A 13,246-nucleotide genomic window follows, 5' to 3' on the forward strand; every position below is an offset into this window, starting at 1 on the left:
AGCTGCTGCTCAACTTTTTCAATTGCCTTTTGCCCGCTCAACGCTCAGGACAACGGTCTGTACAGGTGCATCGGCCAATGCGGTTCTAAGCTCGGCGTCGGAAGCGAAGCTGAGCTTTGCAACCGTCCTTTTTTCATAGCTGACCTCAAATCTTTCTGTTTCAAAAGGCCATGGCTCCACTACCAGCGCTCCGCAGCACCTCACCGTATGCACCGTCCCGTTTGGTCCGTTGCTGATTTCAGCCGCACGCCCCTGCGGGGGAAGGATTTCCTGGCAGATCAAAAGCGAAAAGGCATCGCAGAACTCCAGCAGCGCATAGGCGCTGTCAACTTCGGCCTTACTGGTGCCAGCTTCCTTTGTCCATTTTTTTTCCTTGCCCTTCAGCGCCTTCAGGAATGGTCCCGCGGCAGGCTCCTTTCCATGCGTAAAGTGAATATGCCTGGAAAGCAGCAATGCAATAAAACGGCTCTTGGTCAAAGCCATATCCATGAGCTGCTCGCTGGCATCCTGTTCAAAGACCATGTCCTTGAAATTTTTTGGTGCGCCGTTTGCGTCGATCAGCGGGTTACGCTGAAACTCGTTGTAGACATCGTCATGTTCGGCGGTAGCGATCAGGGTGTCCACCCACCTGCCGGGCTGGTCTGCCAGCTTCCACCTTGCGCAAAGCTGGGCTGCCAAAAGTCCATGGGAACGCTGGGTAACAAAATGCCAGCAAGCATCATTATAGTAAGCTATCATAGTATATATTGTCCATAGGTATTTGGCAATCTACCTGCCTTTTCCATTTATGATTTATTCCCTTTGAATTCCACCTTTTCCAGATCTGTCCGGGGCGGCCCGCAGACAACCTTTCCCGATAGGTCAAAGCGCCCGCCATGGCAGGGGCAGTCCCAGCTTTTTTCGGCGGCATTGAATATGACCGTGCATCCCGCATGGCTGCAAATCGGATTCAGGGCTGTAACCTTTCCGTTCACGTCCTTGTACAGCGCCAGTTTTTTGCCGTCAAATTCGGCAATTCTGCCCTCCCCTGTGCTAAGCTGCGAGAGTTTTTCGAGTTCCTGTATGCCGAAACGATCGGCTACAAAGCGCCAGGCCACGTCCGCGTTTTCCTTCACAAATTCCGAAAAGCCGGCAACGGGCTTAAGCCGTGACGGGGAAAAGAGCCTTTCGAACCTGTTCTGTATCCCTAAAACCATGTCGGCTATAATCTTGGCTGCGATCGTGCCGAACATCATCCCGTTTCCGTTGAATCCAGTTGCGATATAGACCTGCTCGTTTAGCAAACCGATATAGGGAAGCCCATCCACCGGGACGTAGTACTGCGACGACCACCTAAAGGGTATGGATTTTACGCCATAATATTTCCTTGCGTACGACTCTAGATCTGAAAATGCCTGCTCGGGATCTCCATGTCCGGTTTTATGGTCCGCTCCGCCAAGAATCAGGTACTTGCTTCCGTCGATTTTGTGCGTTCGGAAGTAATGGTAGGGTTCCTGCATATCATAGGCAAGACCGGAAGGGTAATTATCGTCCTTCAGTTCTATGCCCAGCACGTAGCTTCTGTAGGGAGCGCATCGAAAACTGAAGGAAGTAATGCCCGGGGGGATATGCGTTGCGTAAACTAGATTCCGCCCACGAAGGCTACGGCCTTCAATATGGACATCGATATTCCCTTCCGCTTGTCCATGGTCGCCAACAAAGCTTTCCTCCAGGATTTCTCCGCCCAGTTTTTGAAATGCGCCGGCCAGCCCCTGTATATATTTCAATGGATGAAACTGCCCCTGCCGGGAAAACCTTATTGCCCTTTCAAACGGCACGGGTACGTCGTTGGTCTGCGATTCGCCTACGGCAATGCCAGCACGTAGGGATGCCTGCAGGATCTGCTCCAACTGGTCGGTCTGTTTGCCGGTCTCGGAGAAGAGATAGCCATCCTTGTATTCCAGCTCGCAGTCAATTCCATACTCCCCGGCAAGCGAAGCTATTATAGATCTGGCTTCCTTCCCGGCCTCGGCAAGTTCCTTGGCCGCCTGCTTTCCAAAGTCGCGTTCGACCTCCGGGTAGGTGGCATCAAAAAAGGTGTTCAGGTGCGCACTTGTTCCCCCGGTGGTACCAAAGCCTATTTTTCCAGCTTCGACCACAACGCACCTTTTCCCGGCCTGCTGCAGCAGCAGTGCGGTAGTAAGCCCTGTAATGCCCGCGCCAACTATGATCACATCATAAACTGTCTCCGTTTTCGAGCCATCGGCTATTGCGACGAAAGGTTCTTTTAGGGTTTGCCAGGGACTTATGGTACACGAATCCCTGGGAATGGTCTTATTGCTTTTTTCCATAGCTTTAGAGTTAATGGGTGAACAGTGATTTGTAATTTCTGTGCTTCAAGAAACAAGGCTGGGTATTAGCCATACCTTCGATCCAACGCACGCCCACTAGGAACTACTTCGCAGCTTCTTTGTTTAGTTTTTATGGAAATATCGGCAGTAGCTTGGCTATAAGTGCCATCTGCCTGCATAATGCCAATAACTCTTTCCTGTAGAAGAAAGCGTGCAGTAAAAACTTATGCACCTGAGGAAAATTATAAGCCAATGATGGATGCTCCCAGCGATGATGCTGAACGCACCAGCCAAAAAACGAGTTAAAGGCCGCAACGGGAAGGCAATTAAGTGGAAAGGACCTTAACCTTTGGAATGATTTAATGATCTGCCGTCCTTTTTATGCGGTGTAGTCAAACGGTAGGCAATCGTCGAAGCTACGGCAAAAACAATGTGCGCTGGTATCCGCTGGAGATAGAAGTCGAGCTTTCTGTTGTTGGGCGGCAGGGGATGTAGCTTAAAGGTCGCCTTCCAGATCAACATACCTGCAAGGCCGCTGATGGCGCCCAGTACAAGTCCGTTCCTTATGCTCCTGTCGATCTGCCCCTTTTCCCAAAGATCCACGTAGACCGCTGCGAAAACCATCCCCATTCCGTAATGTGCCGACCAGCCGGCGATCACTTTTGCCCTCGGCGAAAAAGAGGGCAAAATCCTTCCCACCAGCTTTTCAAGCTGATCGGGCTCCCTGAATTCCTCTTTTGGGATCAGCGACATCAGCGCACTGGCAGCAGTCATAAACGAAGTTCCGGTGGCACCGGAGATTAAGGTCTTCCCAAGCTTGTTCATGATAAGCTAACACGCAGCCGAAGAAATAGTTTCCTTAAAGATCCGAACAGGACCACAGGTCAAACAAACGCGCTATTAACAAAAAAGGGCCACTGTAGCGCGACCCTTTTTTTTGGTTTTTCCAGCGGAAACTTAGCTTATTGAAATCTGGCGGACCACATTTTTGGCCTCTTGAAGTTTCGCGATCTCAATACGGAGTATCCCGTCGATATATTTCGCGTGGATCGCGTCATGGTCAGCGCTGTCCGGAAGGGTAAAAGTACGGTTGAATGAGCCGTAGCTGAACTCCTTTCTCGTGAAGTTTTTTCCCTGATCTTCGTTCGAGTCTTCCTTCTGAACGGAAACGGTCATCATCCCGCGTTCAAGATTGATCCTGAAATCTTCCTTTGCAAGACCTGGAGCCGCCAGCTCGACCTGGAAATTATCGGCCGTTTCGCAGATGTTCACCGCCGGTACAAGTGCCATATCCCCTCCGGAAAAAAAGCTATCGGTAAAGATGGAATCGAATACCCCGCCGAAAGTCGGCACCATCGCTCTTAGGTTGTTGTTTGGTTTGTCTGAATTGAATTTAACCAGTGTCATCGGTTTTTCCTCCTTAATTGTTTTTTAATGATTGAAACTATGATTAATTAAAACGGGAACCCTGTCCCGAAATCGGTTCATCAACCCGCATGCCAATGCAAAAAGAGCTGTTCCAAGCTGAAAAAAGTTCAGGAAAAACGAAAAAATTTCAGTTCCTGGTTGACATTTTTTCAGACCCGCTTACCAAAAAACGAAACTCGACGTATTTTTGCACCGGGTATTTGACGGGTTAAACCATGAACGAGATGGCGGTACAACGCCCGGACCACGATCTGATTAGAAAAAGCCCCTGGAGAAAACAATTTCAAGTAAGATGCCACCTGGTATTCTTTCTTCCAAAACCTGGCCTACGGAAATGCTGATTGTTAAGGTGCGAACTACAATCTAATAAGCTTCGTGGTGCAGCGGGATTTCAAAATAAAAACTTGATCCTTTACCGAATTCGCTCTCTGCCCAGATTTTACCTCCATGCCTTTCGATAATTTCGGCACTCAGGTAAAGTCCGATTCCAAATCCTGAAATGTTGCTGTTGCCATGCACACGGTAATAGCGCTCAAAAACCTTCTTAAGGTCGCCAGGCTTAAGGCCCTGCACTTGATCGGCAACACTAACCCTGGCCATATTGCCGACAATGGTGCACTTTAGGAGCACTTCTGACCTGTCATTGGAATATTTGATTGCATTGCTTAAAAGGTTCGATAGTACATTCCCTATCTTGTCCTTGTCGGCGAACACCGTTATTCCCCTACATTGCCCGTATAAGATCCTGTGGCTCGACTGCTGGTGTTCCATATCCGCAACTATTTCTACGATAAGGTCCTGGAGATCAAAAGCGGATTTATCCAATACTATCTTGCCCGACTCCAGGCGGGAAATATTCAGAAAACCGTTGATCATTCGCGACATTTTATCTACTTGTCGGGCGGCAATGTCAAGCGAGTCCATTAACCGTTGGTTCTGTCCCTTTTCTGCGGTTTTACGAAGGAGTTGAACGTGCCCTTTTAAGGAGGTCAATGGTGTTTTTAGCTCATGGCTTACCATGCCTATGAAATCATTTTTCCTCAGTTCATCCAATTTCCGCTCGGTAATCTCGTGCATAACCCCGGTAAAGTAGCTGTCGATGCCATTGTTGTCCAATTGTACGGTTCCGATTCCCCTTAGCCACCTCAATTTCTGGTCCCGAAAACCTACTACCGGGTATTCGCTATCGAAACGGGTTCCATTTGCAATCGCATACTCGACCTGCTGTGCTACTTGTTGACGGTAATCTTCATGAATTTGACCAATGGTAGCCTCATAGGTCATTTGCTCATCTGCATGGAATCCAAAAAGCTCTTTTAGTTTTGCCGAAGGCATAAAAACCTTGTCCCTGACAGTAATATAGAAAGAGCCAAGTTCGGCAGCGTCGATGGCCATGCGAAGGCTCTCCTCGGCCCGTTCAACTTTTTTCATCGACAGATAAGGATCGGTTATGTCCATTATCACTCCTGTAAAGTCCATATATTCTCCGGAGCGGTCCTGCTTCAGGTTACCTACCGCACGCAACCACCGTAATCTTTTATCACGTTTGCCGATCACCGGATAACTGATATCATAATGGCCGCCCGAGGCAATCGTTGCTTCCAGGTGTCTTTCAACTTCTTTCCTATGCTCCTCACCGATCTGCGCTATCAGGCCAGGAATTGTGACCGTATCCGATGGTAGGAATCCGAAAAGTTCCTTTAATCTGTCGGATGCGACCAGTTTCCTGGTCTCGGCATTGATCCACCAGGTCCCAAAATCCGCAGCTTCGATGGCAAGCCTTAAGGCACTTTCGGCCTGTTCTACCTTTTGACGAGAGAATACAAGCTCTGTGATGTCTGTGGCAGTCACCAATATGCTGTCAACTTGGCCATCCTTGTCGAGCAACGGCTGGTAGACGAAATTCACGAACAGCTCCCTGCCCTGCAGCACTGACCGCACCTCGTTACCCGTGTAGGTTTCCCCGGAGGTAAATACGTTATCCAAAATTGCCGGAAAAAGCTGGCCTGCTAATTCTGGAAGGGCCTCTATCAACGGCATTCCTATCACATTTATATTTTTGCCCCACAGGTCTAGGATCTTCGCGTTTGCGGTGTCGATGATCATTCCCCTACCAACCAGTAGCGCTATAGCTACCGGTGCATTGGCGATCATATAACGGAGCTTGGTTTCGCTAAGGTTCAGTTTTTCCAACGCAGCTCCCAGCAAGTCCTGCGAAGCTATCAGCTCCTCATTTGAGCTAACAAGTTCTTTATTAGCCGCTTCCACTTCCCCGTTCAATATTTCCAAATCATGCGAAAGCCTGAGTTTTTCCCGTTCCTGTTGCCTATGTTCGGTAACGTCGCGGGTGGTGCCAGATACTGCGGTTACTTTTCCCAGCGCGTCGAAGACGGGCATTAGAATATAATCATAGACGCGTTTCCCCAGGGTCGCGTGAGGAAAGGAAACTTCGCCACGGACAGGCTTTCCAGTTGCAATAATAGCATCGATTTCACGCTCGTGCATCTGCGCATGCCAAGGTTCGTAGCCATTTTCCAACAGGCTTTTGCCAATCGCATCGTCCCATGTTTTGCCCCACATCTCCAGAAGCGCCCTGTTGGCATAGGTAAATGTATAGTCCAGCGCGAAAACATAAATAAGGTCGGGCGTGTTGGATGTTATCGTTTCATACATCTGCTGCAGCCTTTCGGCATGTTCAAGTGCGGATTTTCGCTGGGAGATATCACTTGCCGCACCAAACCATTCGACGATTCCGCCATCCGCATCAAGGATAGGGACTGCCCTAGAGGCTGTCCATCCCGTTGAGCCGTCCGCCCTAAGCACCCTATGCTCCAACTCAAAAACTCCTTTGGTAGCCAAAGCTTTGGATATGGCAGAGTTGACCAGCGCTATGTCCAGCGGATGTACATTGCGTTCGCGCCAATCCTTAACCGGCCTGTCGCTGCTCTTTAAAAAACCGCGACCGTCCAGCTCGTGCATTATCTCCCAATCAGCGCTCATGCGATATATAACATCTGATGTTGCGCTAACCAGTGCCCTAAAACGTTCCGCAATAGCTATTCCTTCACTCATCTTTGCAAACTAACTTTTATTGCAAAATAATCAAAATAGCCAAAATATCGAAAATCTTTGAAAAAAGAAACCCTTGAAGGCGATCGTAATTGTCCAATCGCTATAGCATCCTGCTGATGATCAGGACCACGGTGCCATAGGATCGGAGGAAAGAAATCAATTGGATTAAGAGGTTTTCAATCGGTTAAAACTATCCGATATTCCCTATGCCAGCGGAGTATTGAGCATCGCGGAGTGCAACATTGCGCAGGCCGTAAATCGAAAACCTATCGACCGGAATGCTTGGACCTGACTACCAGATCCAGTTCATCAACCGAAGACCTGATCATTCCCATCAGACCGAGCTGCTCTTCCCGGGATACTGCCCTTTCGAAAAGTTCGACCAGTCCCTGAAGGTTTGCGATCGGTTTTCTTATTACATGGGACTGGATGTGCTCGATGTGCTCCAGTGCGCTGGTGGTCTGCACCAGTGTAGTGATATCGTAACCGATACAAAAAATGCCCGAAGGATTACCGCTCTTGTCCATCAGCGCCCTGTAGTCCCATTGGGTAGCAATATAGCCACCCCTTCCATCATGTTTCCTCACCTTCGCCGGAAAAACCAAATTAGGATACCTGAAGCACTGCGCCCCAACAGCCTGGCAGACAACGGTGTCTTCGGGATGCATGGTGATTGCGTAGTTCTTGCCCAGAAGGTTGCCATGTTGAGGCTCAAAAACTTTACTGTAAAGGCTGTTTACGTACTGGTAGGTACTATCCATACCGACGCTTATCAGATAGAACGTACTGGAATTGTCCAGCAGATTCCTTAGGGGCTCAAAACTTTCCATAACTAAAACGCAATATAACCTATGCAACCCAGCCATGGGATTTGCAGCAAAAAAATTGCGTATAGGTTAAATTGTGTTCGGCAAAACCATATCCAGTGCCCCCAACACTCGGCCGCGCTGAACCGATAGTTTCCGTCGCTTTTTTGATGAGCCATGCAAGACAGTTAATTGAGCTATACAGGAAAGTTTTTTCCGTTTTGCGCACATAGCTTTGTATGAATTTAAAATAACACATATGAGGACAATAGTTATGACCGGGGCAACATCAGGGATTGGTGCAGCTGCATTAAAGCATTTTATGGCATTACCAGACACGAACATATTCATAGGTGCCCGGGCGGTTGGAGACCACCTTGGCCAAGGAAAGCAGCAGCTGCCACTGGACCTTTCCTCCCTGGAAAGCGTCCGTGCATTTAGCACTAGCATTCAAAAACAATTGGGAGACAGAAAGATCGACATACTGGTGTTAAATGCAGGCATTAGGGCTGCCGACAACAAACAGCGGAGCGCGGAGGGTTTTGAATTGACATTTGCCACAAACCATCTGGCACACTACCTGCTTGCAAGGTTGCTGCTTTCCAATATGGCGGACGGCAGCAAAATTGTGATCACCACAAGTGACGCACACAACCCTGCTGTTGTTCACTTTGGCCCTAAAACATTAGACATTGGCGCATTGGCCCGTCCTACCGAAGAGAGTCCGAAAGGAATGGCGTTCTATGGCGCAACAAAACTCTGCAACCTGCTGACCGCAATTTCGCTGCAGGACAAATTAGCGACGCAAAGCGATATCGGGGTAATCGCCTTCAATCCGGGGCTGACCGGAAATACTTCTTTGATGGGCAAACAATCCGTACCTTTGAAACTGATGGTACCGATTATCCGCCCTTTGTTTCAAATGATAGGCATCTTTAAGCCTGCATTTTTTATGGGGACGGCAAAACGTTCCGGAAAGGCTTTGGCCGAACTTGCGCTAGGCATAGCTGCACTTCCCAAGGGAAGGATCTATGCCTCGCTGGTACGGGGAAGACTTACCTTCCCCAACCCTTCGCAGCTTGCCCAGGACAAGGATGCCCAAGATCGGTTATGGAAGGAAAGCGCGGCGATGGTAGGCCTTGATATATAGCAATCAAAAGATGAAAAAGCATACAGAAAACCTATTTTCGGAATCCATCGTCTATTCCCTGGCTACGGCAAAGGCCACCGAATACGACAACCTGCTTTTGGAAAGCGTCCTGTTGATGCAGCTCTCGGGCGAGATGACCTTTGAAACCTCTGGCGATAGGATTACTGCAAGACCAGGCGAGGTATACCTGGTTAGAAAGCACCAGTTCGTAAAAACCACCAAGACGCCAAAAAGCAACGGGCAGTACAATGCCCTGATGTTTATCCTGAAAGAGGAAATACTTCGCGAGTACGCCCTAGAAAAGCAGCTGGGGACTAGCGCAAACTACCAGGGCAGAAAAAGCATACGTCTAGCAGAAAATGCCTATCTAAAGGGATTTTTCGACTCGCTGCTTCCCCATGTTCAGCATCCCAAGACACTTGCCGACCCGTTGAGCATTTTGAAAGTGAGAGAGGCAATCGAACTTCTGCTGTTGGGAAAACCAGAGCTCAAGGCCTTTCTTTTTGACTTTTCCGTGCCGCATAAAATTGATCTGGAAAAGTTTATGCTAGCTAATTTCCGGTTCAATGTCCCGATCGACAAATTTGCGAAATTGACCGGGCGGAGCCTTGCCGGTTTCAAACGTGATTTTTCAAAATCATTTGGCATGTCTCCCAGGCGATGGCTGCAGCAAAAACGACTTACGGCAGCCCACGATGAATTGGAAAAAAGAAACAAAAAACCATCCTCAATTTATTTGGAGCTAGGCTTTGAGAGTCTATCCCATTTCTCCTATGCCTTTAAAAAGCAGTTCGGTTATTCACCCACCGAGCTAACCAGGTTTTCATAGTTACCAATCTTTTAGTGAACAGCACAGATTTATGCTACTCATTGCTCAGCTTAAAATCGTAGATTTCAAATAAACCAAATTGTCCTGAGACAACAAGTAGCAAGTAGTATAGAAAGAAGATGTAAGGCGAGCGGCATTTGGCAAACCACAAATGCTACTTTCCTCGCTAAGCGTTGCTAAAGATCCATAACGGAACAGGGCTGTAAACATCCTCATTTTCCTTAACTAACTTCCCAGCAATCAATGGTATGTACTACTGCATAAAAGACGCAAATGGATATTCGTGCTCAAGGGCGTTTGAACTTATACCTTTTGCAGGGAATACAGTAAGATTCGGATCTTTCTGTTGGTTAAGATTATGATCGTAACGCAATAGATTCGATAGCGATCGAAAAGGGTATTGGGACGAATCGATCTTGCAGCATATAAATTATTACTAGCAATTAGCCTAGAGAACAATCTATAGAATGGGCCTTACGCTGAACCAGCCAAATAAATGGTGCGCTAGGACATAAGCCATCGAAATCTGCTTGGATGGTCTTCCCTAGCAACTGTCCACGTTCCTCTAATATCTCGCCCGGGTATAGTTGAACCCTTGCAAGGCTATCAACAGGTGGCCTGCCAATTTCTCTTTTTGCACTAAACAATATCGCTCCGCAGGATGTTGTTTGATGCAAGTCAGGACAGCTGATTTATTCAATTATTGCTTATGGCACTTAAAATTACTGGGTATATACTTTACGTTATGCTTTTCACCTACTGCTACTATTTCCTGAACAGGAAGATGTCCAACAAGTGGATCCTAATAATGTATCCTTTAATATTTGTTGCTGCGATCTACCCCATCAAAATATGGTTTGGCGCGGTCCGTCCTGTCTATGGCAACGCTTTCTCAGAAAGCTGGCTAAAGATCATCCTGATGAGCCTGGCAGGATTTACCCTTTTCAATTTTTTCTATGGTGTTATAAACCTGATGGTTGATGCACAGGTGGGCTTTCATAAAAGCTATGGCAGGCCTGACCTGAATCCTGTCAGGTACGTTATCGACCGGCAAAGCATTATCAAAAAAGGGTTCCATCTGTTTTTCTATACCGGAGGCATCCTATTGATCGGAATCTGCTTTCTAAAATATTGATCGTTCATCCAGTGCACTACGAGACCGAAAATATAACCGTCGAGCAGGCCATAGCTAAGGGTCGAAGGACGATCCTGCTTCCCTGCCTGCTTATGCTGTTCGGGCCGGCTATGGCTATCTATTTAATTACCCGGCATGCGTACGCAATGATGCTCGCCCCCATGATCCTGTTGCTTGGCGCAGCTCTGGCAGCGATCTATCGTGCTTATGCGGTTCCCCGATGGAAGATATGGGCATTTTCCAAGGTAAGAAATGTCCATGAACTGAAAAGACGTGCCGAGTTCGCATGGCTGATGCCAAATGAAGAAAATGCAGGCATCAGAAAGTTTGAGCGTTGGACCGGCGAACAGAAACAGGCGTGGCTCGGGATCGAAAAAAAATTTGATGCGCAGGACATTTTTGTTGAACGTCCGGAAGTTCCCGCCGAAACCAGGGTATATTTTGCCTGGTACAAAAAGCTATGGGTAATGCTGCTGGCGCTGATCACGCTGGGATTTGGCGCACTGCCCTATTTTTTCCTTGACCATGACCGCTCCCTTGCCAGCCTGGTCTGGCAGTGCGTAGTAGGAATATTCTTTGTCAGTTTGGGAGGTTGGCTATTTTACGAGTCCTTAAAGCAGCTCATCAACCGAAAGGCGCAGCTTGTCATGAATTCCTACGGGTTGGAAACCGCCGGTTCCGGATTCTGCAGCTGGTCGCAGATTCGCGACCTGAGGATCGTTCCCAGCGGCAATGGGCGTTACCGTACTTTCCATTTGAGGTACTGGGCAGATAACGTTTATATTGATTTTGAACTGGATGGAATGACCATTGGAAGGAGAAAGCTGGACAGATACCTGCGCACATACCAGGGCAGGCATTCAATAGCCTACAAAAACCCAAAGCAATTATAGCCAACAGCAATTATTTTTTTGTTTGACAGCCATCGATCGGCATTTATAGGTTCTGGTAAATATAGCTGGACGAGCTGCAAAACGACTCATATCATAGGCATACCCGGAAAAAAAACCTGACCGAAATGTACGTGATAAAAAGCCTTCGGTCATTCTAGCCTAGCCATGGATGCTGGTTCATGCATTTCCGCATGCTTTGCAGTGAAATGTTCTTCTTCCATCAATATGTTGCTGGCGTTTTCCCCTCCTGCATAATTCCGTGCAAGCCTGTACCAGCAAAAGCATTGATTTCCGGCAAGAAAGCATGTAAGCTTTTACTGAACAGTAATCCAGTAGCCCCAATAAATAAGTAACTTTGCTTTTATGTACAAAGACAGCAGCTTCTATGAACAGGTCCACCAGATCGCAAGGCTGATCCCAAAGGGAAGGGTTACGACCTATGGTGCCATTGCAAAGGCGCTGGGCGTCTCAAGCTCCTCGAGAATGGTCGGTAATGCCATGGCCCATGCCCATGACCCGAGACTTGGGGTACCCGGCCACCGCGTCGTAAACAGCAATGGAATGCTTACCGGCAAGCATCACTTTGATTCCCCAACACAAATGGAGCAGCTGCTGGAAGCCGAAGGCATCATCGTTAAGGACGATCAGGTCCAGCACTTCGGCAAAGTATTCTGGGATCCGCTAGCGGAGATCTAGCCTAGGAATAAGTTATCTCGCGCAGACCGGCACCCAGATTTTTATTGAACTGCTCGGTCACGTATGAAGCGAGCGCGTAGGTATCTTGTTCATCGTGGTGGTGGCAGAAGAAACTTACCGTCTCCAGTCCCCTATCCATCCATTCGGAAATCCTTTCCACCCAGTTGTCCACCCTGGCAAAATCCGACCTTTCATGACCGCCCCCGTTTCCAACAAAACGGACAAAAAGATCCGGTGTCGGCAGTTCCATGTGCAGGCAGTCCCTGCGTCCACTTGAATCGGTCATTGCGGATCCTATATTAAGTTTGGCCAGCAGATCAAAAAGTTTAATTCGGATCTGTTCCTGCGAAAACCAGTCCTGGTGACGGACTTCCGCAAAAAGGCGCTTTTCTGCTGGCCAGCTCTCCAGAAAGCTGGCCAGGTGCTGAAAATCTTTCGGACCAAAGCTGCCGCCCAGCTGCAGAAGCGAGGGACCTTCGAATTTCCCCAGTCCGGCAACCGCATCCAGGTACATTCTGGTCAGTAAATCACAGTCCTGCAACCTTTTGATGTGGCTGATCATTCTTGAAACCTTTGGAAAGAACAGAAAGTTACGGTTTTCAGAAGCCTCGACCTGCTGCTTCCATCTGCCTATCTCCTCTGGCCCAGGAACTGAAAAAAAAGTTGCATTGAGTTCGATCGAATCCAATCGCCGTGCATACGACTCCAAAAAATCACGCTGCTTTGTCCCTGGCGGATAGAACGGACCGGCCCATTGCTTTCTTCCCCATTTCGCCATTCCAACACTGAACCTGCATGGCTTCGCCGAAGGAATGCCCTTCAGTGAATTCCTTGTAATCCTTCCATCGGGCGGCAGCAGAAAGTCAATATCCTTGATCGCTTCCGGTTCAACTCTTCCAAACTCCAT

12 protein-coding genes are annotated in these 13,246 nt (G+C 48.2%); 5 read left to right on the forward strand and 7 right to left on the reverse strand.

Features of this window, described 5'->3' with window-relative positions:
• Nucleotides 1-18: 18 nt before the first annotated feature.
• The 6 genes from DUT69_RS10870 to DUT69_RS10895 all read right to left on the reverse strand — a co-directional run bounded on the left by DUT69_RS10870 (nt 19) and on the right by DUT69_RS10895 (nt 7,660).
• Nucleotides 19-738, reverse strand: a complete 720-nt coding sequence (locus DUT69_RS10870; RefSeq protein WP_113653240.1) for a DUF3891 family protein — start codon at nt 736-738, stop codon at nt 19-21.
• Nucleotides 739-785: 47 nt separating this feature from the next.
• Nucleotides 786-2,330: an FAD-dependent oxidoreductase gene (locus tag DUT69_RS10875; protein WP_113653241.1), complete on the reverse strand. Its 1,545-nt coding sequence runs from the start codon at nt 2,328-2,330 to the stop codon at nt 786-788.
• 342 nt (nt 2,331-2,672) lie between these two features.
• Nucleotides 2,673-3,155 carry a hypothetical protein gene (locus DUT69_RS10880; protein WP_113653242.1) on the reverse strand — a complete coding sequence of 161 codons (483 nt, stop codon included), beginning with the start codon at nt 3,153-3,155 and terminating at the stop codon, nt 2,673-2,675.
• A 132-nt stretch (nt 3,156-3,287) separates the two neighbouring features.
• A complete protein-coding gene (locus DUT69_RS10885) occupies nt 3,288-3,737 on the reverse strand; it encodes an Hsp20/alpha crystallin family protein (RefSeq protein ID WP_113653243.1) in 450 nt (149 codons plus the stop codon).
• A gap of 384 nt (nt 3,738-4,121) precedes the next feature.
• Nucleotides 4,122-6,830: a PAS domain-containing sensor histidine kinase gene (locus DUT69_RS10890; RefSeq protein ID WP_113653244.1), complete on the reverse strand. Its 2,709-nt coding sequence runs from the start codon at nt 6,828-6,830 to the stop codon at nt 4,122-4,124.
• Between the two features lie 266 nt (nt 6,831-7,096).
• Nucleotides 7,097-7,660, reverse strand: coding sequence for a PAS domain-containing protein (locus DUT69_RS10895; protein ID WP_162796282.1), 564 nt, complete (start codon nt 7,658-7,660; stop codon nt 7,097-7,099).
• A gap of 235 nt (nt 7,661-7,895) precedes the next feature.
• On the opposite strand from DUT69_RS10895, the gene DUT69_RS10900 reads away from it, so the two are divergent.
• The 5 genes from DUT69_RS10900 to DUT69_RS10925 all read left to right on the forward strand — a co-directional run bounded on the left by DUT69_RS10900 (nt 7,896) and on the right by DUT69_RS10925 (nt 12,339).
• Nucleotides 7,896-8,786: an SDR family NAD(P)-dependent oxidoreductase gene (locus DUT69_RS10900; protein ID WP_205314252.1), complete on the forward strand. Its 891-nt coding sequence runs from the start codon at nt 7,896-7,898 to the stop codon at nt 8,784-8,786.
• A gap of 10 nt (nt 8,787-8,796) precedes the next feature.
• Nucleotides 8,797-9,615, forward strand: coding sequence for a helix-turn-helix domain-containing protein (locus DUT69_RS10905; protein ID WP_113653247.1), 819 nt, complete (start codon nt 8,797-8,799; stop codon nt 9,613-9,615).
• Nucleotides 9,616-10,423: 808 nt separating this feature from the next.
• Nucleotides 10,424-10,750: a hypothetical protein gene (locus tag DUT69_RS10915; protein WP_162796283.1), complete on the forward strand. Its 327-nt coding sequence runs from the start codon at nt 10,424-10,426 to the stop codon at nt 10,748-10,750.
• Between the two features lie 110 nt (nt 10,751-10,860).
• Nucleotides 10,861-11,643, forward strand: coding sequence for a hypothetical protein (locus tag DUT69_RS10920; RefSeq protein ID WP_162796284.1), 783 nt, complete (start codon nt 10,861-10,863; stop codon nt 11,641-11,643).
• A gap of 363 nt (nt 11,644-12,006) precedes the next feature.
• Nucleotides 12,007-12,339 carry an MGMT family protein gene (locus DUT69_RS10925; protein WP_113653251.1) on the forward strand — a complete coding sequence of 111 codons (333 nt, stop codon included), beginning with the start codon at nt 12,007-12,009 and terminating at the stop codon, nt 12,337-12,339.
• A 1-nt stretch (nt 12,340) separates the two neighbouring features.
• Here the strand turns inward: DUT69_RS10925 and DUT69_RS10930 are convergent, their stop codons facing one another.
• A complete protein-coding gene (locus tag DUT69_RS10930; RefSeq protein WP_113653252.1) occupies nt 12,341-13,246 on the reverse strand; it encodes a DUF72 domain-containing protein in 906 nt (301 codons plus the stop codon).

The organism is Pedobacter namyangjuensis (assembly GCF_003313325.1).
GTDB lineage: Bacteria > Bacteroidota > Bacteroidia > Sphingobacteriales > Sphingobacteriaceae > Pedobacter > Pedobacter namyangjuensis.